We start from the raw sequence: 19,384 nt of genomic DNA on the forward strand, positions 1-19,384 counted from the left end.
GCTCTCACTTCTGATTCTATTCCTACCTCAAGACACAAGCCGGCGTTGCCGGCGAAGAGGCCGGTAGATCAAACACATTTAGTGTTGTCTGGATTACGACCGCTTCGCGCTCGATCGCTGGCAAGGCCAGCTCCCACAGGTTGGTGCATGCAGATCCACTGTGGGAGCCGGCGTTGCCGGCGATGAGGCCGGTAAATTCAGTACGGCAGGCGGGCTGGCAAGGCCAGCTCTCACAGGTCCAGTCCATTAGATTCCCATTATTTGCTCGGCGGCAGGTGCTCGAACAGGGTCTTGCAGACACCGGCGATATGTTCGTCGAGCAGCCTGACCGCGAGTTCGACATCCTTGGCCCGGCAGGCGTCGAGGATGTCGCGGTGTTCGTGGTCGGCGCGTTCCTTGCCTGCCGACAGGCTCATCTGCATGCGCAGGTAGCGCTCCAGCTTGTCGTTCACCGAGCGGATCATGTTGACCAGGAACGGCCGCTGCGCAGGCTCGTACAGGCAGGCGTGCAGCTCCCAGTTGAGCTCGGCCCAACGGCCGACGTCGTTCTCGCCGACGAACTCCTGGCAGATGCCTTCGGCGCGGGCGAAGGTCGCTTCGGTCATGTTCGGGATGGCCAGGCGCAGGGCCTTGTCTTCGAGCAGCATGCGCACTTCGAACATCTGCGCCAATTCCGATTCGGACATGCGCGTGACCATCGCCCCGCGATTGCGCTGGAACATCACCAGGCCTTCGGCCTCCAGGCGCTTGAGCGCTTCGCGCACCGGGATCTTGCTGACGTTGAACTGGCGGGCGATGTCGTCCTGGCGGATCGGTTCGTCTTCGGCGAAGTGCCCGGCAATGATGGCATCGCGCAGGTGACGGGTGATGATTTCCGAGGTCGAAGGCGTATTGCCCAGGTCCGGGGCGTTGAGGCGGGGTACGGTCACGGTGGCGTCGTCCGAAGTTATTTCTGGATATGGTATACGAAACTATCCAGGTACGGCGCCAGACATGCCCGACGGACAGCGCAGGGGTAAGGCTAACGGATGAAATGCACCTTGCCGGTGTCGTCATTGCCCATGTAGATCCCGTACACCCCGGCCTGGCGCTCTTCGATGTAGCGCTCGAGAATCTGCCGGATCGCCGGGTAGTAGATCTCGTCCCAGGGGATGTCTTCGGGGGCGAAGAAGCGGTAGTCGAGGGTCTCCGGCCCGTACTGGCCGGTGATCTCCAGGGCGATGGCGCGAAAGATGATGTACACCTCGCTGATGGTCGGCACGCTGAAGATCGAGTAGGGCGAGATGATCTCGCCGCGCACGCCGCTTTCTTCCCAGACCTCGCGCAGCGCCGCCTGTTCGGTGGTCTCGCCGCTTTCCATGAAGCCTGCCGGCAGGGTCCAGGTGCCCGGCCGCGGCGGGATCGCCCGCTGGCACAGCAGGTACTTGCCGTCCTGCTCGATGATGCAACCGGCGATGATCTTCGGGTTCACATAGTGGATGTAGCCACAGGCGCTGCACAGCAAGCGCTCGTGGGTATCGCCGCTGGGCCGTCCCTGGTGCAGCTCGGCAGTGCAATGCGGGCAGTAACGCGGGACGGCGGCGGGCATGGTCAGCGGCCTATGCGGGGTTCTTTGAGGGCAATCGGCGCGGCGATGTCGCGCACCTTGCTGTTGTCGTTCTGTTTCAGGCGCAGGTAGTCCAGCGCCACCTTGGCGGCGGCGCGCACGTGATCGACCGAGGCCTGGTGGGCGGCCAGCGGGTCGCCGCTCTTGATTGCCTCGACGATCTTTTCCATTTCCTGGTTGCTGGCGCCGCGGCGGTTTTCCTGGGACACCGAAGTCGCCCGCAGGTAGCTGATGCGTGCCTGCAACTGGCGCAGCTGGGTGGCGGCGACGTGGTTGCCCGAGCCTTCGAGCAGCACGTCGTAGAAGCCCTGCACCGAGTCGATCACCTGTTGCAGTTCGCCTTCTTCCAGGGATTTGCGGTTCACTTCCAGGGCTTTTTCCAGGGCGCGGATGTCCTTGGCCTTGGCGTTCAGGGTGAACAGCTGAACGATCAGGCCTTCGAGCACGCAGCGCAGCTCATAGATGTCGCGGGCGTCTTCGAGGGTGATGATGGCTACCCGTGGGCCCTTGGCGTCGGCGAACTCCACCAGGCCTTCGGATTCGAGGTGGCGCAGGGCTTCACGCACCGAGGTGCGGCTGACGCCGAGGCGGTCGCAGAGGTCGCGCTCGACCAGGCGGTCGCCCGGCAGCAACTGGAAGCTCATGATCGCCCCGCGCAGTTTGTCGAGGACGATTTCACGCAGGGTGACGGGGTTGCGGTTGACCTTGAAGCTGTCGTCGAGGGGCTGGCGTTTCATCATCGGTGCTCTGCAGAGGGCTGTTGCGGTTGCACAGCCCGTCGTTATCGGGTGGGCTCCGAGTCGGCCTCGGCGAAGGCTTCGCGGGCCAGCCGGAAACTGTCCACGGCTGCGGGCACACCGCAATAGATACCGACTTGAAGCAGGATTTCGCGTATTTGCTCACGACTCAGACCGTTACGCAAGGCGCCACGTATATGCAGCTTGAGTTCGTGAGGGCGGTTGAGCGCGGAAATCATTGCCAGGTTGATCATGCTGCGCTCCTTGAGCGACAGGCCGTCGCGGCCCCAGACATGCCCCCAGCAGTACTCGGTGACCAGCTCCTGCAAGGGCCGGTTGAAGTCATCGGCGTTCTCGATCGACTTGTTGACGTAGTCCTGGCCCAGCACCTGGGTGCGGATCTGCAGGCCTTTTTCGTACTTCTCGTTGTTCATCGCTGCGCTCCCAATCAATCAGGCCAGCGGCGGCAGGGCGCCGAGCTTGCCTTTGTGGTAGATCATCGGTGTTGCCGGTTGCTCGGGCAGGATCAGGTGCTTGACCGCGCCGACGATGATGGCGTGGTCGCCGCCGTCGTACTCGCGCCACAGCTCGCACTCGATGATCGCCGTGGCGTTGCCTAGCAGCGGGTTGCCCAGCTCGCTCAGGTGCCAGTCGATGCCCTTGGCCTTGTCTTTACCCTTGCCGGCGAAGGCGTAGGCTTCGGCGGTTTGCCCGGCGGCCAGCAGGTGAATGGCGAACTGCTTGCTGTCGCGCAGGATCGGGTAGGTGTCGGAGGCGTAGTTGGGGCAGAACAGCACCAGCGCCGGGTCGATCGACAGTGCACTGAAGGCACTGGCGGTGATGCCGACGATGCCGCCGTCGGCGTCCAGGGTGGTGACCACCGTGACGCCGGACGGAAAGGAGCCCATCACGTCTTTGTAAATGCCGGGTTCGATCATGGACTGGCGCTCCTAACGCATGACAAAGGGGTCGGGCATGGGCGCGGTGGAGAGGTTGATCCACACCGTTTTCAGCTCGGTATACGCCAGCACCGAATCGATGCCGCTTTCACGGCCGTAGCCGCTGTTCTTGAAACCGCCGATCGGTGCCATGGCCGACACCGCACGGTAGGTGTTGACCCAGATGATCCCCGAACGCACGTCCCGGGCCAGGCGATGGGCCCGCCCCAGGTCGCGGGTCCAGATGCCGGCGGCAAGGCCGAACTGCGAATCGTTGGCCATGGCCAGGGCCTCGGCCTCGGTCTTGAAGCGGATCACCGCCGCCACCGGGCCAAAGACTTCTTCCTGCATGATCTTCAGTGAGTGGCTGTCGCATTCGAACAGGGTCGGCTGGTAGTACCAGCCAGCGCCTTCGACCTCGGCGCGCTGGCCACCCAGGCGCAGTTTGGCGCCCTCGGCCTTGGCCGCCGCTACCAGGCCTTCGACCACGGCCAGTTGCTGGGCGGTGGCCATCGGGCCCATTTCGCTGCTTTCATCCTGCGGGTTGCCGATCTTGATGCGCTTGGCGCGTTCGATCAGGCGCTCGACGAACTCATCGAAGATCTCGTCCTGCACCAGCAAGCGCGAGCCGGCTACACAGCTCTGCCCGGAGGCGGCGTAGATGCCGGCCACCGCGCCATTGATGGCGCTGTCCAGGTCGGCGTCGGCGAAGATGATGTTCGGCGACTTGCCGCCCAGCTCCAGCGACAGCCTGGCGAAGTTCTCGGCGCTGCTGCGCACCACATGGCGGGCGGTGGCGGCGCCGCCGGTGAAGGCGATCTTGCGCACCAGCGGGTGGCGGGTCAGGGCGGCGCCGGTGCTCGGGCCGTAGCCGGTGACGACGTTGACCACCCCCGGCGGGAAGCCGGCCTCAAGGGCCAGGCGCGCCAGTTCGAGGATGGTCGCCGAGGCATGCTCGGACGGCTTGATGACGATGGTGTTGCCGGCTGCCAGGGCCGGTGCCAGTTTGATCGCGGTCAGGTACAGCGGGCTGTTCCAGGGAATGATCGCCGCCACCACGCCGATCGGCTCGTGCACCGTGTAGGCAAACAGGTCGGGCTTGTCCAGCGGCAGGGTGCCGCCTTCAAGCTTGTCGGCCAGGCCCGCGGTGTAGTGGAAAAACTCCGGCAGGTAGCCGACCTGGCCGCGGGTCTCACGGATCAGTTTGCCGTTGTCGCGGCTTTCCAGCTGGGCCAGGCGCTCTTTGTTGTCGCTGATCAGGTCGCCGAGGCGGCGCAGCAGCTTGCCCCGGGCGGTGGCGGTGATGCCACGCCAGGCGGGGCTTTCGAAGGCTTTTTGCGCGGCCTGTACCGCCAGTTCGACATCGGCTTCAGCGGCATCGGGCAGTTGCGCCCAGGCTTGCGCGGTGGACGGGTCGAGGCTGTCGAAGGTCTTGCCGCTGACGGCATCGCGCCACTGGCCGTCGATGCACATCTGGAAGGGTACAAGTGTCATGCAACGATCCCCTTGGCTGAATCGGAGAGGGTTCGGGCGTGCCCGAGAAAGTCCAGGAGCATCTGGTTGACCAGGCGCGGCGACTCTACCGGCATCATATGCCGTTGCTCGGCCAGCACCACGCTCTGGGCCCCGGGAATGCGCTGGGCCAGTTGCACGGTCATGTCCGGGGTCGAGCCCAGGTCCCATTCGCCGGTGGCGATCAGGGTTGGCACCTGGATGCTCGCCAGGTCATCGGCGCGGTACATGTCCTGGGTGGCGAACAGTTCGTAGGTGGTCAGGTAACCCTGCGGATCGTTGCTGGCCAGGGTCTGGCGAATAGCGGCGATCTGCGCCGGGTTGGCCGCCTGGTATTCGCGGCTGAACCAGCGTGCCAGGGCTGCTTCGGCATTGGCGTCGGGGCCGTGTTCGGCCGCCTGGGCAGTGCGTGCGATCACCCCGGCGCGCTGTTCGGCGCTGCGGTTGAACACGCTGTTGAGCACCACCAGCGCGGCCAGGCGCTGTGGGTAATGCAGGGCGAAGGCGCGGGCCACCAGGCCGCCCATGGAGAAGCCGATGATGGTTGCCTGAGGCACTTGCAGGTGCTCGAGCAGCTCGGCCAGTTGCGCGGCATAGCCGGGCAGGCCGGTGCCGGATGCCGGACGCGGGCTCTGGCCGTGGCCGAGCATGTCGTAGGCAATGACCCGGTAATCGCTGGCCAGGCCAACAATCTGCCCGCCCCACATTTCTTTGTTCAGGCCCACGCCGTGGATCAGGACCACGGGTTGGCCTTGGCCGGTCGCCAGGTAACTGGTGCCGGCCGGGGTGCGTTCAGCAACAGGCTGAATCATCGGTCGCTCCTAGGGCGTAATTATTGTTATTGCGCTTTTTCAGCGGCCAGCTCTTCCAGGTCGATGTAGCGGTTGCCGATGCGCGGGTGCAGGCGGCCGCCGTCGGCGCAACCGAGCACCACGACGATCTCGTCGGCACGCGGGGCGTCTTCGATCTGCATTTCCAGAGTGATGTAGTGCGAGCGCAGGCCTTCGTCGTCCTTGTGCATCATCGGGATCTGGATCGAGGTGCCAGGGCCGCCGCGCTTGTTGGTGAAGCTCAGGTAGCTCTTGGCCTGGACCGCTTCGCGGTAATGGTTGCCAAAGCGCAGGGTGTGGATCACTGCCGAGGCGTGTTCGATCTCGCCATCGGCGCCGACCACGGCGGCCTTGCCGTAGGCCTCGATCTTGTCGGCACCACCGATGGCCGCGCACAGGCGCTCGACCATCTGCGCACCGAGGTCCGAGCAGTTGGCGCGAATCTCTGGCTTCAAGTCTTCGACAAAACCGCGACCCAGCCACGGGTTCTTGATCACCACAGCCAGGCCGACCATGGTCACCGGCTTGTCGGTGGCCTTGCCGCCTTCAATCAGGGTTTGTTCGGTGTAGGTGACGATCTTGCGGATTTCGAAACTCATGGGCAGCTCCCGTGCAGGGTGGGTTGGTCTTGTTGTCTGATGGTATACCATAATATTTGACGCGCAAGGGCTTGCTGCAAATTTCTCTGCCTGGGGGACGGGTGGGAGGTAGAAAAGCATCGCGGGGCAAGTCGAGTCGACTTGACCCGCGATCAGCGCTTACTTGCGCGCTTCGAGGATCAAATTGAACGGCGTCTCGGTCGCCCGGCGAAAGCGCTTGAACCCGGCTTCCTCGAACACCGCTCGCAGCCTGCCTTCACCCGCCTGTGCACCCAGCCCCAGGCCAACTTCCTGAGACAGCGAGTTCGGCGTACAGATAAAGGTCGAGGCGGCATAGAACAGCCGCCCGACCGGCGTGCTGTTTTCATCCAGGGTGTCGTTGGCATACGGCTCGACCAAAAGCACCGTGCCGTCGGCTTTCAGCGACTCATAGGCATGCCGGGCGGCGCCGACCGGGTCGCCCATGTCGTGCAGGCAGTCGAAGTAGCAGATCAGGTCGTAGTCGTTGCCGGGGAAGTTCTTGGCGCTGGCCTGGACAAACTCCGTGCGTTCGGTCACGCCCCCTTCGGCAGCACGTTCGCTGGCGATGCTGATCGATGGGCCATGGTAGTCAAAGCCGCTGAAGCGCGAGGCCGGGAAGGCCTGGGCCATGATCACCGTCGAGGCGCCATGGCCGCAGCCGACATCGGCGACCTTGGCCCCGGCCTGCAGTTTGTCGATCACGCCGGTCAGGCTCGGCAGCCATTCGGCCACCAGATGGGCGCGGTAACCAGGGCGGAAGAAGCGCTCGGTGCCGCTGAACATGCACGGGTGATGATCGCCCCAGGCCAGGGCACCATCGCCGCGCATGGCGGCAACCAGTTTGTCTTTGTCGTGAAACAGCGCGGCAATCACCGAGGCACCGCCAGCGACATACACCGGTGAGTCTTCGATGGCCAGGGCCATGGCCTGTTCTTCCGGCAGGCGAAAGCGCCCATCGCTGTGTTCCATGTAGCCGGAAGCGGCCTGGGCGCTCAGCCATTCGCGCAGCAGGCGGGGATTGCAGCCGGTCTTGTCGGCCAGTTGTTCGGGTGTGATGAATTGGCTGTCGGCCATGGCCCGGTACAAACCGAGCTCATCGCCGAGGATCAGGTTGGCAAGCATGGCCGCGGCACCCATGTCGGTGACCAGCTTGCCCATGAAGTCATTGAGTCTGGCTTCGTCCATTGCGTGTTCTCCTGCAAGAAGTCCAACGTCAACGGGGTTGCCAGCGGGGCCGGCAACCTCGGGCCAATGTGTTGCGGGGGCAACTCTTAAGTCTAGTTCGCTTCGAAGAACGCCAGCACTTGTGCGCTGAACGCTTCGTCCGCTTCTTCCATGACGAAGTGCCCGCAGTCGGCGATGACGCTGCCGCGCAGGTTGTCGGCATGGGCTTGCAAGGTCTGCAACGGCACCTCGCCGGTAGCATGCTCGGCGCCGATGGCCAGCACTGGCATGTTCAGGCGTTTGCCGGCGCGCTGGCGGTTCTGGGCGATGGTCTGGCTGATCGAGCGGTAGTAGGCCAGCCCGCCACTCAAGCCGCCGGGCTTGCTGTAGGCCTTGATGTAGGTATCGACGGCAACGCGGTCGACATGGTGCGCCCAGCGCTCGAACATGAAGGTCAGGTAGCGGTCCTCACGGCCACTGATCAAGGCTTCGGGCAAGTCCTGCAACTGGTTGAACAAGAAGTGCCAGATGAAAATGTTCTGCTCGGCGCTGACAAAGATCGGCGGCGCCTCGGCCAGGCCCGGAATCACCGCCTCGCTGAGCACCAGTTGGCTGACCGCGTCGGGGTAATCGCTGGCCAGCGCATAACCGACCCACATGCCCACGTCGTGGCCCGCCAGCCGGTAGCGTTGGTGGCCCAGTTGGCCCATGGCCCGGTGCAGCAGCGCGGCGATGTTGCCGGTGTCATGGCCTTCGGCGGCCGGGTCGGAGAGGCCGGTGCCTGGCAGGTCGACGGCAATGGCCTGGTAACCCTGGCGGGCCAGGGCTTTCATCACATGCCGCCAGGTGTACCAGGTCTGCGGCCAGCCCGGGATCAGCAGCACCGGCTGGCCACTGCCCAGTTGTACGCAGTGCAGGCGGCGGCCAGGCTCGAGGATCAGGTAGCGATGTTCGAAGTCGGTTTCGGGGGTTGCTGACATGTGTTGCACTCCATGTGAAAAGGGCATTCAAACCAGGCCCAGCAGGGTCTGGATCTGTTGCGGGTCGACCGGCGCGCCGGCAAAGTCGTCGAAGGTGCGAGTGGTGACCTGGATGATGTGCTCACGGATGAACGCTGCGCCTTCGCGGGCGCCGTCTTCCTGATCCTTGAGGCAGCACTCCCATTCCAGGGTGGCCCAGCCGGGGAAGTCGTATTGCGCCAGCTTGGAGAAGATCGCCTTGAAATCGACCTGGCCGTCGCCCAGGGAACGGAAGCGTCCGGCCCGCTCGGTCCAGTCGCAGTAACCGCCGTAGGTGCCCTGGCGGCCAGTTGGGTTGAACTCGGCATCCTTGACGTGAAACATGCGGATGCGCGCGTGGTAAATGTCCAGGTAGTCCAGGTAGTTCAGTTGCTGCAGGACGAAATGGCTGGGGTCGAACAGCAGGTTGCAGCGCGGGTGCTGATCCACCAGGTCGAGGAAGCGTTCAAAGCTGCTGCCGTCGTGCAGGTCTTCACTGGGGTGGATCTCGTAGCAGAGGTTGATGCCATGGTCTTCGCAGGCATCGAGGACCGGCCGCCAGCGCCGCGCCAGCTCTTCGAAGGCCGCCTCGATCAGGCCGGCCGGGCGCTGCGGGAAGGGGAACAGGTAAGGCCAGGCCAGCGAGCCGGAGAACGTGCCCATGTCGGTCAGGCCCAGGCGTTGCGAGGCCTTGATTGCCAGGTGCAATTGTTCCAGCGCCCAGGCCGTGCGCGCCTGGGGTTTGCCGTGCAGGGCCGGCGGGGCGAAGTTGTCGCACAGGGCGTCGTACGCCGGGTGTACCGCGACCAGCTGGCCGAGCAGATGGGTGCTCAGCTCGCTGACCTGCAGGCCGTGCTCGGCGAGCATGCCACGCAGCTCATCGCAGTAGCCCTGGCTTTCGGCAGCCAGTTCCAGGTCAATCAGGCGCCGGTCCCAGGCCGGCACCTGCAAGGCCTTGAAACCATGGCCGGCCGCCCAGCGGGCGATCTCGGGGAGGCTGTTGAAGGGGGCTTGCTCAGCGCTGAACTGGGCCAGGTGCAGGCTGGGTCCTTTGAGGGTACGCATGGTGACTTCCTATTGTTTGTCGATCGACAAACAATAGGTCGACAACAGGCTTGCGTCAACTGTTTTGCAGGGTAGAATCCGCCACACCTTATTTGATGGACACACAACCCATGGCCGGACGTCCCCGGGAATTCGATCGCGACCAGGCCTTGCACAAGGCCCTGGCGACCTTCTGGCAATACGGTTACGAAGGCACTTCGATGGCCCTGCTGGTCAGTGCCCTGGGCATTGCCTCGGCGCGCATCTACGCCGCCTTTGGCAGCAAGGAGCAGCTGTTTCGCGAAGTGGTGGCGCTGTACCTGGCCGAGCAGGGCGGCTTTGCCGAGCGGGTCATCCACCGCGACCTGGCAGTGGGCCAGGCCGTGGAGCAAATCCTCCTTGAGGCCATCGCCACCTACACCGCGGCGGACGGCCCGCGCGGTTGCCTGGCGGTGTCATCGACCGCCAGCGGCGGGCCGGATATCAGCGGCGTGCTCGACTGGATGAGCGAGCTGCGCCGCCAGCGCACCCAGTCGATCATCGACTTGCTGCAGCAGGCCCATGGCCGTGGCGAGCTCAAGGCCGATGCCGATCCGCAGGCACTGGGCGACCTGTTCGCCACCTTGCTGCACGGCATTGCCATCCAGGCCCGCGACGGCATTGCCACGGCGCGCCTGCAGGCGATGATCAAACCGGCACTAAGCGCACTGCGCGCGGCCCAGGCCTGATTCAGCGCGCCTGGCCCGAGGCCCGCTCACGCAGGGCCTTGCTGACCTTTGCCTGGATTTCGTAGGCCGGCGTTTCGACGGCGTCGAAGTCGCGCGAGTAGCGCCGGGCGAACTCCGCCACTCCCCATTGCTGGTACTGCTGCACATGGTGCAGTTCGTGGGCCCAGAGCGCGACGTTGTCCTGGGCGTCGGCTTCGTTGCGAAAGACGATGATGTCGATCAGGGTCACGGCGTTGACGTCGGGGTTCTGCAGCAGGGCATTGGCGCTGTCCAGGGCCTGTTGATCGCCGACCTTGTAGCGCGCCGCGTCGAGCACCTGGAAGTCATAGAACGGTTCGAGCTGGGCGCGGATGTGCAGGGGGATCGGCAGCACCGTGCCGGCCGCCGCGGTATCGCGCGCCTGCTGCAAGGCCAGGGCCAGGGAACTGCTGGCCATGCGCCCGAGGTCGTCGAGCACGGTGCCGGCCTGGCCCGGGTCGATGGGCGAGCAGATGCAACTGCCCAGGCAGATTTCGTACTGGCCGGCCGGGCAGGCGGCGAGGGCGGTGAGCGGGGCAGTCAGGGCAAAGCTCAGCAATAGCGACTCAAGAGGCTTCATGCAAAGCCCCGGCAATAAAGTCGCGGGAGGCCTTGAGCACCTGTTCCTGAATCGGCTCGCTGGCGAGCATGCGCGCAATCACCAGTGCGCCCACGCACTGGCTGATCAGCGCCCAGGCCAGGCCCGGGTCTTCGAGGGTTTGCGCCCAGGCTTGCTGCAGGCTGCACAGCCAGTGTTCGGCTTCTGCACGCACCGGTTGCTCGGCACGGGCGATTTCCGCGCCCAGGGTTGGTATCGCGCAACCGCCTTCGACATTGTGCAGATGAGCCATGCTCAGGTATTGATCCAGGCAGCGCTCCAGCCGCGCACGGTTCATCGGCTGCTGGGCGATGGGGCTCTGGGACAGCTCGCGGCGTACCACTTCGCTGAACAGGTCGTCCTTGGACGGGAAGTGGTTGTAGAAAGCGCCACCGGTCAGGCCGATGGCTTTCATCAGCCCGGCCACACCCGTGGCAGCGAAGCCGCCGCGCTTGGCCAGGGCGCCGCTGCTCTCCAGCAACTTTTGCCGGGTTTGTTCCTTGTGCTGGGTGGAATAGCGCACGCCGGCAATCTCCGCAGGGCTGGCTTGACGAAGCCTGAATCATAGCATAGCGTTCGTTTACTAAATGATCGTTTACCAATGGAGGCGACAGATGACCCAAGGCAAGAAGGTGGTACTGGTGGTAGGGGCCGGCGATGCAACCGGCGGCGCGATTGCCAAGCGTTTTGCCCGCGAAGGTTATGTCGCCTGTGTGACCCGGCGCAGTGCCGACAAGCTGCAGCCGCTGGTGGGCGAGATCCGCGCCGCCGGCGGCGAGGCTCATGGTTTTGCCTCGGATGCGCGCAAGGAAGAGGAGGTGGCCGCGCTGGTTGAGGAGATCGAAAGCACCCTCGGCCCGATCGAAGCCTTTGTCTTCAACATCGGCGCCAATGTGCCCTGCAGCATTCTCGACGAGACCGCGCGCAAGTACTTCAAAATCTGGGAAATGGCCTGTTTCGCCGGCTTCTTGACCGCTCAGGCCGTCGCGCGGCGCATGGTCACCCGTGAGCGCGGGACTATCCTGTTTACCGGTGCCACCGCTGGCTTGCGCGGCGCTGCCGGGTTTGCCGCCTTCGCCGGCGCCAAGCATGGCATTCGCGCGCTGGCCCAGAGCATGGCCCGCGAGCTTGGGCCGCGCAATATTCATGTCGCCCATGTGGTGGTGGACGGAGCCATCGATACCGCGTTCATCCGCGACAGCTTCCCCGAGCGCTATGCACTCAAGGACCAGGACGGCATTCTCGACCCGCAGCATATCGCCGACAGCTACTGGTTCCTGCACAGCCAGCCCCGCGATGCCTGGACCTTCGAACTCGACCTGCGGCCGTGGATGGAACGCTGGTAAGCCCTCTCACAACAACCCGTATAACAACAAGAAAGGAACTGCTGCACATGAGCAAGACTGTCGAATTCTTCTTTGATCTGGGCAGCCCGGCCAGCTACCTGGCCTGGACCCAACTGCCAAGCCTCTGCGCCCGGCACGATGCGCAACTGGTGTACCGGCCGATGTTACTGGGCGGGGTGTTTCAGGCCACCGGCAATGCCTCGCCGGTGATGGTGCCGGCCAAGGCCCGGCATGTGTTCGTCGACTTTCAGCGCTACGCCAAGCGCTATGGCGTGACCCTGGCGTTGCCACCGGGTTTTCCGATCAATACCCTGGGCCTGATGCTCGGCACCGTTGCCGTGCAGCGCTATCAACCGCAGCGTTTCGAGGCTTACCTGAGTGCGATGTTCCAGGCCCTGTGGGTGCAGCAGCGTAATCTTGGCGACCTGCAGGTATTGGCGGGTGTGCTGCAAGCGGCCGGTTTCGACCCCGAGCAGTACCAGGCCTGGACGGCCGAGCCCGAGGTCAAGGCCGCGCTCAAGGATGCGACTGAAGAAGCGGTGCGCCGAGGCGTGTTCGGTGCCCCCACGTGTTTTGTCGGCGAGCAGATGTTCTTCGGCCAGGATCGCCTGGAGTTTGTAGTGGAAGCGTTGGGCTGAGCAGGACAGTCAAGTGTAGCGGCATTATTTTCACTAACTGTATGGTCGAGGCGGGTCGGGACTCCGATAGTGTCAGTGCAGCCCAATAAAAAAACCGGATGCCTGCCATGCTCAGCTCACTGGACCTGATCACTGCCTTCGTACTGTTCGCCTTCGTTTCCTCGATCACCCCGGGGCCCAACAACACCATGTTGCTGGCCTCCGGAGTGAACTTCGGCGTGCGCCGTTCGATTCCCCATGCACTGGGCATCAGCGTGGGCTTCATGGTCATGGTCCTGGCGGTGGGTTTCGGCCTGGGCGAAGTGTTCAAGGCCTACCCGCCGATCTACACCGTGCTGCGCTATGTCGGCGCCGCCTACCTGCTGTACCTGGCGTGGAAGATTGCCACATCCGGGCCGCTGTCGGTCAGCGATTCGGCCAGCCGCAAGCCCCTGGGCTTCTGGGGCGCGGCGGCATTTCAGTGGGTCAACCCGAAAGCCTGGGTCATGGCCGTGGGCGCAATTACCACCTACACCCCGGCCCAGGGCTACGTCACCAACGTCATCGTCATCGCCACCGTGTTCGCCCTGGTCAACCTGCCCAGCGTGTGCGTCTGGGTGATGTTTGGCAGCGCCTTGCGCACGGTGCTGCAGAACCCGCGCTGGCTGATGCTGTTCAATTTGCTGATGGCGGCGCTGCTGGTGATATCCCTGTACCCCTTGCTGTTTGTAGAATCGAGTTTTTCCTGACGTGAGTACGCTGGCACATGCAGTTGATTCCCTGGTCCCATGACACAAGTGCTGGCTTCACCCTGCGCGGCTGGCGCTCCCCGGCCAGTGGCAAACCGTTGCTGCATTTTCTGCACGGCAACGGCTTTTGCTGCCTGGCCTACCAGCCGTTGCTGGCGCGCCTGGCCGAACAGTTCGACCTATGGCTGTGCGATGTCCAGGGCCATGGCGACAGTGACCATGGCGGCCCGTTTGCTGGCTGGAATCGCACTGCGCAGCTGGCCATCGAGGCCTTCGAAGCGGGCCGTGGCGAGTACGGCGAGGTGCCGCGTTTTGCCGTCGGCCACAGTTTTGGCGGGGTGCTCACCGGCTTGATGCTGGCGCAGCAGCCACAGCTGTTCCAGCGCGCGGTGCTGCTCGATCCGGTGCTGTTTACCCGGGCGATGATGGGCATCATGGGGGCCGCCGCGCTGGTCGGCCTGCACCGTCGTCATGCCCTGGCACGCAAGGCCGCCACCCGTCGCAGCCATTGGCCTGATCGCGGCACGGCACGGGCGTCGCTGGAGGGGCGGGGGATCTTCAAGGGCTGGAGCGAATCGGCGTTGCAGTCCTATATCGAACACGCCATCGGCGATTGCGGTGAAGGCGTGGTGCTCAAGTGCCGGCCCAGCCGTGAAGTGGAAATCTTCAGCTCCTTCCCCCGGCGCATGTGGGCTTCGTTGACCCAGGTGGCCACTCCGAGCCTGGTGCTCTATGGCGAATCCACCTATCCCTTCGTGCCGCAATCGGTACAACGCTGGGCCCAGGTCAATCGCCAGGTGACCGCGACCCAGGTGCCGGGCGGGCACTGCTTCATGCAGGAAGATCCGGCGGCGTGCAGTCAGCAGGTCGAGGCTTTCCTGCTGGGTTGATCTGGCTGTTGTCCATTTTGCGACGATAGCTGGCCTTATCGCGAGCGAACGACAGCGCGCCTTTGCCTAAGCTGCTCCTCCAATGACAACAACAGGAGAAGCAGCATGGGACAGGCGCGTTGGCCGTTGCTGTGCGTGGGAGCCGTGCTGAGCGGTGCGTGTAGTCATTTCGACGAGGGCCGGGCGCTGACCGCGGCGCAGGGGCCTGCAGTCGAGCTGAGCCGCACCGAGGGTACGCGTGCGGATGCGTTACCGCAGGATTGGTGGTCGCTGTACCAGGACCCGCAGCTGGATCGCCTGGTAAACGCAGCCCTTGCGCATAACCGCGAGCTGGCCGCTGCCCAGGCGAATGTGCAGGTGTTGCTTGGCGGCCTGCGTGGTGCCGCCGCCGGGCGCTGGCCAACCACACGGCTGGGTTATGGCTACCGCTACGGCCGTGATGGGGATGACCAGACCCTGGCAGACGCCACCGCCAGCCATGCGGACAGCCAGTTCAAGCATGAAGCGCAATGGGGGCTGGATTACGAGCTTGATCTGTGGGGCCGGGTTGCCGCTGGCATCGTTGCGGCCCGCGCCGATGCTGAAGCGGCGCAGGCCGCCCGTGACCTGTTGCGGGTCAGCGTCGCGGCGCAAACCACGCGTGCGTATTTGCGGGTGTGTGCCCTGAGCGCTCGCCGCGAGGTGCAGCAGCAGTCAGTGGCGTTGCTGCAAAGCAGCCTGGACCTGACGCGCCGGCAACAAGCCGCCGGGGTCCTCACCGAGCTGGATGTCAGCCGCCAGCAAAGCCTGCTGGAGCAGACCCGCGCGTTGTTGCCCCGGTTGCAGGGCCAGCGCCAGGCCGCCTTGTTCGAGCTGGCGGTACTCAGCGGCCAGCCGCCGCAACACCTGGATCAACAGGCCAGCCATTGCCAGCGCCTGCCCAGCATTGCCCGGCCATTGCCAGTGGGCGACGCCTGGAGCCTGCTGCAACGCCGCCCGGATATCCGCCAGGCCGAACGCCAATTGTTCGCCGCTCGGGCACGGATCGACACCGCCAAAGCCGAACTGTATCCGCAGGTGCACTTTGGCGCGGCACTGGAATCGTCAGCGGCATCCTTCGGTGCGATGGGTGACAGCAAGGCGCTGACCTTTGCCATCGGCCCCTTGATCAGTTGGCGCTTTCCCAACCGCGAGCAGGCCCATGCCCGGGTCGAGCAAGCGCAAGCGAGCAGCGAGGGTGCCCTGGCTGGTTTCGACAGCGTGGTGCTGGAAGCCTTGCGCGACACCGAGCAGGCCTTGGCGCTGTATGCCGGAGAACGCCAGCAGCGCGCGGCATTGGCCCGCGCCACGGCCCAGAGCCAGCGCGCCTATGAACTGGCCCGGCTGAGCCTGGACGCCGGCGCCGTGGATGGCCTGGAGCTGCTCGACAGTCAACGCACCCTGGTCCGCCAGCAGGCCGAACTGGCCGAAGCCGACTTGCGCCTGCTGGAGCGCCAGGTCGCGCTGTTCCGTGCCCTCGGTGGCGGCTGGCAGCGTGTCCACACCCCTCGATCCCTTGCCTTGCACACCGGAGCCCGCCCATGAACCAGGCCGTTAGCCCTGATCCGCAGATTGTCAGCGTGAAACTGACCCGCCGCCGGCAAGCCATCCATGTGCTCGGCGCTGCCGGGTTGTTGGCCGTGCTGGCCTATGGCGGTTACTGGTGGAGCAGCGCGCGCTTCTTTGAACAGACCGACGACGCCTATGTGCGTGCCGACTGGGCACCGGTCAGCGCGCGGGTGGCAGGCTATGTCACCGAGGTGCGCGTGGCCGACAACGCCAGGGTCAAGGCCGGCGACGTGCTGGTGCGCCTGGACGATCGCGACTACCGGCAGCGCTTGCGCCAGGCCCGCGCGCAACAGGCCGCCAGCGCAGCGGCAGTGCAGGCACAACAGGCGCACCTGGTTACCTTTGGCGCGCAACTTGATGAGCAGCGCCAGGCCATCGCCCGTGCCCAGGCCGAACGCGCTGCCAGTGAAGGCGAGGCCCGGCGTGCGCAACTCGACTGGCAGCGCTACCGGCAACTGGCCGGGCAACAAGCCGCCAGCGCCCAACGCCTGGAAAGCGCCACCGCCAGCCGGGTCAAAGCCCAGGCGCTGTTACGCGGGGCCGCTGCCGAGCTTGAGCGCCAGCAGGCGCGGCAACAGGTGCTGAGCAGCCAGCGGCAACAGGCTCGGGCCGACCTGGCTTCGCGCCAGGCTGCGCTGGAGCAGGCCGAAGCGGAGTTGGGCCTGGCCGAGAATGCCCTGGCCGACACCGAGATTCGCGCGCCTTTCGATGGCGTGGTCGGCCAGCGCAAGGTTCGCCAGCAGCAGTACGTCACCCCCGGTTTGCCGTTGCTGGCGGTGGTGCCGGTGGCTCAGGCCTATGTGGTCGCCAACTACAAGGAAACCCAGCTTGAGCACTTGCGCCCCGGCCAGCGGGTCACCCTGGAAGTCGACACGTTTGGCCGTCACTGGCAGGGGACCGTCGACAGCGTGTCGCCCGGCTCCGGCGCGGTGTTCGCGCTGCTGCCGCCCGACAACGCCACTGGCAACTTCACCAAGATCGTCCAGCGCTTCCCGGTACGCATCCAGCTCGATGCGCCGCCCGCCGGTGAAGCGCAACTGCTGCCCGGCATGTCGGTGATCGCCACGGTCGATACCCGCGAGGCTCGCCATGGCAGTTGAAGACAAGGTCTCGTTACGCGCCTGGGTGGCGGTAATCGGCGGCTTGTTCGGCTGCTTCATGGCCGGGATGAACGTGCACGTCACCAGCGCCGCCTTGCCGGAGATCGAAGGTGCGCTGGGTGCCAGTTTCGAGGAAGGTTCGTGGATCTCAACGGCCTATCTGGTCGCCGAAATTACCATGATCCCGCTCACCGCCTGGCTGGTGCAGGTGTTCTCCCTGCGCCGGGTAATGCTGGTGGGCTCGGTGGTGTTTCTGCTCAGTTCGGTCAGTTGCGCCCTGGCGCCAAGCCTGCAGGCGATGATCGCCATCCGGGTCATCCAGGGCGCCTCGGGGGCGGTGCTGATTCCGCTGTCGATGCAACTGATCATCACCGAACTGCCGGCCAGCAAGATCCCCCTGGGCATGGCCTTGTTCAGCCTGTCCAACAGCGTTGCCCAGGCGGCCGGGCCGTCGATTGGCGGTTGGCTCACCGACGCTTATTCATGGCGCTGGATTTTCCTGTTGCAGTTGCTCCCGGGGGTGGCGCTGATTGCGGCGGTGGCCTGGTCGATCGGCGCCCAGGCCGGGGACCGGCGCAAGCTGCGCCAGGCCGACTGGCTGGGCATCGCCGCCATGGCCCTGGGCCTGGGGGCGTTGCAGACCGTGCTGGAAGAGGGCGGGCGCAAGGACTGGTTCGATTCTTCGTTCATCATCGCCTTCAGCCTGGTTGCCGGTTTTGCCCTGGCGCTGTTCATCCAGCGGCAGTTATGGGGGGATCGCCCGTTCATCAACCTGCGTCTGCTGGCCAGCTACAACTTTGGCGTCGCCAGCCTGGCCATGGCAGTGTTCGGCGCGGCGACGTTCGGCCTGGTATTTTTGGTGCCCAACTACTTGTCGCTGGTGCAGGGTTACAACGCCCGCGAGATCGGCATCAGCCTGATCGCCTACGGCATGGTCCAGCTGCTGTTGGCGCCGTTGCTGCCGCGGTTGATGCGCTGGCTCAACGCTAAACTGCTGGTCGCCAGTGGCTTCGCGATCATGGCCCTGGGCTGCTGGCTGGGGGCGCACCTGTCGGACGATGCCGCCGCCAACGTGATCATCCCCTCTACCGTGGTGCGCGGTATCGGCCAGCCGCTGATCATGGTGGCGCTCTCGGTGCTGGCGGTCAAAGGCCTGGACAAGGCCCAGGCGGGCTCGGCCTCGGCGCTGATCTCGATGCTGCGTAACCTCGGTGGCGCGGTGGGCACGGCGTTGCTTACGCAACTGGTGTCCCAGCGTGAGCGTTTTCATTCCGAGCGTATTGGCGAGGGCTTGACGATGTTCGATGGCGCCTTGCAGCAGCGCCTGCCGGACGGGCTGGTCGATGTGCAGTCGCCGGCGGTGATGCAGACGCTGAGCCTGATTGACCACAGTGTGCGCCAGCAGGCCTACCTGATGGCCTACTCGGATGCCTTCTACCTGGCCTGCCTGGCCCTGGCCGTCTGCGCCCTGGCTGCATTGCTGCTGCGCCAGAAGGACGGTTGATCAGTCCGGCTGTGCCGTGCCATAGGCCTGGGCCTTGCCGAAATAGGCCGAGGGCGAAACCCCCAGGGTGCGGCGGAACATGGCGCTGAAGGCGCTGGGGCTGTCGTAGCCCAGGTCCAGCGCCACATCAAGAATCGGATGCCCGGCGGCCAGGGAGTCGAGGCTGGCCAGCAGTCGCATGCGCCGCAGCCACTGGATGAAGCTCAAGCCGGTCTCGCGCTGAAAGGCGCGGGTCAGGGTGCGGGCGCTGCTGCCGATCAGGCGGGCGGCGCGGGCAAGGTTCCAGTCTTCACCGGGCGCATTGCGCAGGGCCTGGCACAGCTCGGCCAACTGCGGGTCGCGGGGGGTGGGCACATGCAGGGCCATGATCGGCAGCACGCGGATCTCATCGAGGATCAGCTGCATCACCCGCTCATCGCGACCGCCGGGCGGGTAGTCGGCGGGAATGTCCATGGCACTGATGATCAGTTGGCGCAGCAGCGGCGAGATGTCGATCACCTGGCAGTCCTGTGGCAGGTCGGTGCGGGCTTTCTGGTCGATGAACAGGGTGCGCATGCGTACTGCTCCGGCCATCTTCAGGTCGTGTTCGACTGCGCTCGGCACCCACACCCCACGCCCTGGCGGCACCACCCAGCTGCCCTGCAGCGAATTGACCGTGATCACCCCGCTCAGGGCATGGATCAACTGCGCGCGGTTGTGGCAGTGCGCGGCAATGCGTTCGCCGTGGCGGTAGTTTTCGGCCAGGGTGAGGATGGGCTTTTCCTGGCGGGCGGCAGGCGACATGAGCAAGGGCCGTGT

At 65.0% G+C, this 19,384-nt stretch carries 22 protein-coding genes; 8 read left to right on the top strand and 14 right to left on the bottom strand.

Translation table 11 applies throughout. From position 1 onward, the window contains the following. Positions 1 to 257: 257 nt before the first annotated feature. From ABM562_RS19485 to ABM562_RS19535, 11 genes are all read right to left on the bottom strand, one after another. Positions 258 to 929: a GntR family transcriptional regulator gene (locus ABM562_RS19485; protein ID WP_258577942.1), complete on the bottom strand. Its 672-nt coding sequence runs from the start codon at positions 927 to 929 to the stop codon at positions 258 to 260. A 92-nt stretch (positions 930 to 1,021) separates the two neighbouring features. Then, a complete protein-coding gene (locus ABM562_RS19490) occupies positions 1,022 to 1,588 on the bottom strand; it encodes an NUDIX hydrolase (protein ID WP_134062783.1) in 567 nt (188 codons plus the stop codon). A 2-nt stretch (positions 1,589 to 1,590) separates the two neighbouring features. After that, positions 1,591 to 2,343, bottom strand: coding sequence for a GntR family transcriptional regulator (locus ABM562_RS19495; RefSeq protein WP_115087128.1), 753 nt, complete (start codon positions 2,341 to 2,343; stop codon positions 1,591 to 1,593). Positions 2,344 to 2,387: 44 nt separating this feature from the next. Further along, on the bottom strand, positions 2,388 to 2,777 hold the full coding sequence (locus tag ABM562_RS19500) for a carboxymuconolactone decarboxylase family protein (RefSeq protein ID WP_100783306.1): 390 nt from the start codon (positions 2,775 to 2,777) through the stop codon (positions 2,388 to 2,390). A gap of 18 nt (positions 2,778 to 2,795) precedes the next feature. Further along, positions 2,796 to 3,281: a flavin reductase family protein gene (locus ABM562_RS19505; protein ID WP_115086961.1), complete on the bottom strand. Its 486-nt coding sequence runs from the start codon at positions 3,279 to 3,281 to the stop codon at positions 2,796 to 2,798. A gap of 12 nt (positions 3,282 to 3,293) precedes the next feature. Then, the gene (locus ABM562_RS19510) at positions 3,294 to 4,775 is read right to left on the bottom strand and encodes an aldehyde dehydrogenase (protein WP_115086960.1); all 1,482 of its coding nucleotides are present in this window, start codon (positions 4,773 to 4,775) and stop codon (positions 3,294 to 3,296) included. Beyond that, positions 4,772 to 5,605: an alpha/beta fold hydrolase gene (locus tag ABM562_RS19515; RefSeq protein WP_460423011.1), complete on the bottom strand. Its 834-nt coding sequence runs from the start codon at positions 5,603 to 5,605 to the stop codon at positions 4,772 to 4,774. Before ABM562_RS19515 ends, ABM562_RS19510 begins: the two co-directional genes overlap by 4 nt. Positions 5,606 to 5,631: 26 nt before the next feature. Further along, positions 5,632 to 6,222, bottom strand: coding sequence for an amino acid synthesis family protein (locus ABM562_RS19520; RefSeq protein WP_115086958.1), 591 nt, complete (start codon positions 6,220 to 6,222; stop codon positions 5,632 to 5,634). Positions 6,223 to 6,381: 159 nt separating this feature from the next. Next, complete coding sequence (locus ABM562_RS19525; RefSeq protein WP_115086957.1) at positions 6,382 to 7,428, bottom strand: class I SAM-dependent methyltransferase; 1,047 nt, start codon at positions 7,426 to 7,428, stop codon at positions 6,382 to 6,384. Between the two features lie 92 nt (positions 7,429 to 7,520). Beyond that, entirely contained in the window at positions 7,521 to 8,387 is an 867-nt protein-coding gene (locus tag ABM562_RS19530; protein WP_115086956.1) for an alpha/beta fold hydrolase, read from the bottom strand. Positions 8,388 to 8,414: 27 nt separating this feature from the next. After that, positions 8,415 to 9,470, bottom strand: a complete 1,056-nt coding sequence (locus ABM562_RS19535; RefSeq protein WP_115086955.1) for a sugar phosphate isomerase/epimerase family protein — start codon at positions 9,468 to 9,470, stop codon at positions 8,415 to 8,417. 110 nt (positions 9,471 to 9,580) lie between these two features. On the opposite strand from ABM562_RS19535, the gene ABM562_RS19540 reads away from it, so the two are divergent. After that, positions 9,581 to 10,177, top strand: a complete 597-nt coding sequence (locus ABM562_RS19540) for a TetR/AcrR family transcriptional regulator (protein WP_115086954.1) — start codon at positions 9,581 to 9,583, stop codon at positions 10,175 to 10,177. A gap of 1 nt (position 10,178) precedes the next feature. On the opposite strand, the gene ABM562_RS19545 is transcribed toward ABM562_RS19540, so the two are convergent. Next, complete coding sequence (locus tag ABM562_RS19545; RefSeq protein ID WP_115086953.1) at positions 10,179 to 10,775, bottom strand: eCIS core domain-containing protein; 597 nt, start codon at positions 10,773 to 10,775, stop codon at positions 10,179 to 10,181. Then, positions 10,762 to 11,316, bottom strand: a complete 555-nt coding sequence (locus ABM562_RS19550) for a TetR/AcrR family transcriptional regulator (protein WP_115086952.1) — start codon at positions 11,314 to 11,316, stop codon at positions 10,762 to 10,764. The genes ABM562_RS19545 and ABM562_RS19550 overlap by 14 nt, the downstream gene beginning before the upstream one ends. 91 nt (positions 11,317 to 11,407) lie before the next feature. Between ABM562_RS19550 and ABM562_RS19555 the strand changes: the two genes are divergently transcribed. The 7 genes from ABM562_RS19555 to ABM562_RS19585 all read left to right on the top strand — a co-directional run bounded on the left by ABM562_RS19555 (position 11,408) and on the right by ABM562_RS19585 (position 18,586). After that, positions 11,408 to 12,139 (top strand): SDR family oxidoreductase, encoded by a 732-nt coding sequence (locus ABM562_RS19555; RefSeq protein WP_258577936.1) that lies wholly within the window; start codon positions 11,408 to 11,410, stop codon positions 12,137 to 12,139. A 47-nt stretch (positions 12,140 to 12,186) separates the two neighbouring features. Continuing rightward, on the top strand, positions 12,187 to 12,777 hold the full coding sequence (locus ABM562_RS19560; RefSeq protein ID WP_460423014.1) for a DsbA family protein: 591 nt from the start codon (positions 12,187 to 12,189) through the stop codon (positions 12,775 to 12,777). Positions 12,778 to 12,875: 98 nt separating this feature from the next. After that, a complete protein-coding gene (locus ABM562_RS19565; RefSeq protein ID WP_177414870.1) occupies positions 12,876 to 13,505 on the top strand; it encodes a LysE family translocator in 630 nt (209 codons plus the stop codon). A gap of 17 nt (positions 13,506 to 13,522) precedes the next feature. Continuing rightward, positions 13,523 to 14,395 carry an alpha/beta fold hydrolase gene (locus ABM562_RS19570; RefSeq protein WP_233674785.1) on the top strand — a complete coding sequence of 291 codons (873 nt, stop codon included), beginning with the start codon at positions 13,523 to 13,525 and terminating at the stop codon, positions 14,393 to 14,395. 105 nt (positions 14,396 to 14,500) lie between these two features. Beyond that, entirely contained in the window at positions 14,501 to 15,958 is a 1,458-nt protein-coding gene (locus tag ABM562_RS19575; protein ID WP_460423016.1) for an efflux transporter outer membrane subunit, read from the top strand. Further along, positions 15,955 to 17,082, top strand: a complete 1,128-nt coding sequence (locus ABM562_RS19580; RefSeq protein ID WP_115086946.1) for an HlyD family secretion protein — start codon at positions 15,955 to 15,957, stop codon at positions 17,080 to 17,082. Before ABM562_RS19575 ends, ABM562_RS19580 begins: the two co-directional genes overlap by 4 nt. Then, positions 17,072 to 18,586, top strand: a complete 1,515-nt coding sequence (locus tag ABM562_RS19585) for an MDR family MFS transporter (RefSeq protein ID WP_460423018.1) — start codon at positions 17,072 to 17,074, stop codon at positions 18,584 to 18,586. Before ABM562_RS19580 ends, ABM562_RS19585 begins: the two co-directional genes overlap by 11 nt. On the opposite strand, the gene ABM562_RS19590 is transcribed toward ABM562_RS19585, so the two are convergent. Beyond that, positions 18,587 to 19,369, bottom strand: coding sequence for an AraC family transcriptional regulator (locus ABM562_RS19590; RefSeq protein WP_134062771.1), 783 nt, complete (start codon positions 19,367 to 19,369; stop codon positions 18,587 to 18,589). Positions 19,370 to 19,384 lie beyond the last annotated feature (15 nt).

The sequence above is a fragment of the Pseudomonas sp. ZL2 genome (assembly GCF_054788455.1).

What these genes read in the sequence shown, in the direction of transcription:
- ABM562_RS19490 (WP_134062783.1), bottom strand. Translation starts at nt 1,588, where the DNA reads ATGCCCGCCGCCGTCCCGCGTTACTGCCCGCATTGCACTGCCGAGCTG.
- ABM562_RS19495 (WP_115087128.1), bottom strand. Translation starts at nt 2,343, where the DNA reads ATGAAACGCCAGCCCCTCGACGACAGCTTCAAGGTCAACCGCAACCCC.
- ABM562_RS19500 (WP_100783306.1), bottom strand. Translation starts at nt 2,777, where the DNA reads ATGAACAACGAGAAGTACGAAAAAGGCCTGCAGATCCGCACCCAGGTG.
- ABM562_RS19505 (WP_115086961.1), bottom strand. Translation starts at nt 3,281, where the DNA reads ATGATCGAACCCGGCATTTACAAAGACGTGATGGGCTCCTTTCCGTCC.
- ABM562_RS19510 (WP_115086960.1), bottom strand. Translation starts at nt 4,775, where the DNA reads ATGACACTTGTACCCTTCCAGATGTGCATCGACGGCCAGTGGCGCGAT.
- ABM562_RS19515 (WP_460423011.1), bottom strand. Translation starts at nt 5,605, where the DNA reads ATGATTCAGCCTGTTGCTGAACGCACCCCGGCCGGCACCAGTTACCTG.
- ABM562_RS19520 (WP_115086958.1), bottom strand. Translation starts at nt 6,222, where the DNA reads ATGAGTTTCGAAATCCGCAAGATCGTCACCTACACCGAACAAACCCTG.
- ABM562_RS19525 (WP_115086957.1), bottom strand. Translation starts at nt 7,428, where the DNA reads ATGGACGAAGCCAGACTCAATGACTTCATGGGCAAGCTGGTCACCGAC.
- ABM562_RS19530 (WP_115086956.1), bottom strand. Translation starts at nt 8,387, where the DNA reads ATGTCAGCAACCCCCGAAACCGACTTCGAACATCGCTACCTGATCCTC.
- ABM562_RS19535 (WP_115086955.1), bottom strand. Translation starts at nt 9,470, where the DNA reads ATGCGTACCCTCAAAGGACCCAGCCTGCACCTGGCCCAGTTCAGCGCT.
- ABM562_RS19540 (WP_115086954.1), top strand. Translation starts at nt 9,581, where the DNA reads ATGGCCGGACGTCCCCGGGAATTCGATCGCGACCAGGCCTTGCACAAG.
- ABM562_RS19545 (WP_115086953.1), bottom strand. Translation starts at nt 10,775, where the DNA reads ATGAAGCCTCTTGAGTCGCTATTGCTGAGCTTTGCCCTGACTGCCCCG.
- ABM562_RS19555 (WP_258577936.1), top strand. Translation starts at nt 11,408, where the DNA reads ATGACCCAAGGCAAGAAGGTGGTACTGGTGGTAGGGGCCGGCGATGCA.
- ABM562_RS19560 (WP_460423014.1), top strand. Translation starts at nt 12,187, where the DNA reads ATGAGCAAGACTGTCGAATTCTTCTTTGATCTGGGCAGCCCGGCCAGC.
- ABM562_RS19565 (WP_177414870.1), top strand. Translation starts at nt 12,876, where the DNA reads ATGCCTGCCATGCTCAGCTCACTGGACCTGATCACTGCCTTCGTACTG.
- ABM562_RS19570 (WP_233674785.1), top strand. Translation starts at nt 13,523, where the DNA reads ATGCAGTTGATTCCCTGGTCCCATGACACAAGTGCTGGCTTCACCCTG.
- ABM562_RS19575 (WP_460423016.1), top strand. Translation starts at nt 14,501, where the DNA reads ATGGGACAGGCGCGTTGGCCGTTGCTGTGCGTGGGAGCCGTGCTGAGC.
- ABM562_RS19580 (WP_115086946.1), top strand. Translation starts at nt 15,955, where the DNA reads ATGAACCAGGCCGTTAGCCCTGATCCGCAGATTGTCAGCGTGAAACTG.
- ABM562_RS19585 (WP_460423018.1), top strand. Translation starts at nt 17,072, where the DNA reads ATGGCAGTTGAAGACAAGGTCTCGTTACGCGCCTGGGTGGCGGTAATC.
- ABM562_RS19590 (WP_134062771.1), bottom strand. Translation starts at nt 19,369, where the DNA reads ATGTCGCCTGCCGCCCGCCAGGAAAAGCCCATCCTCACCCTGGCCGAA.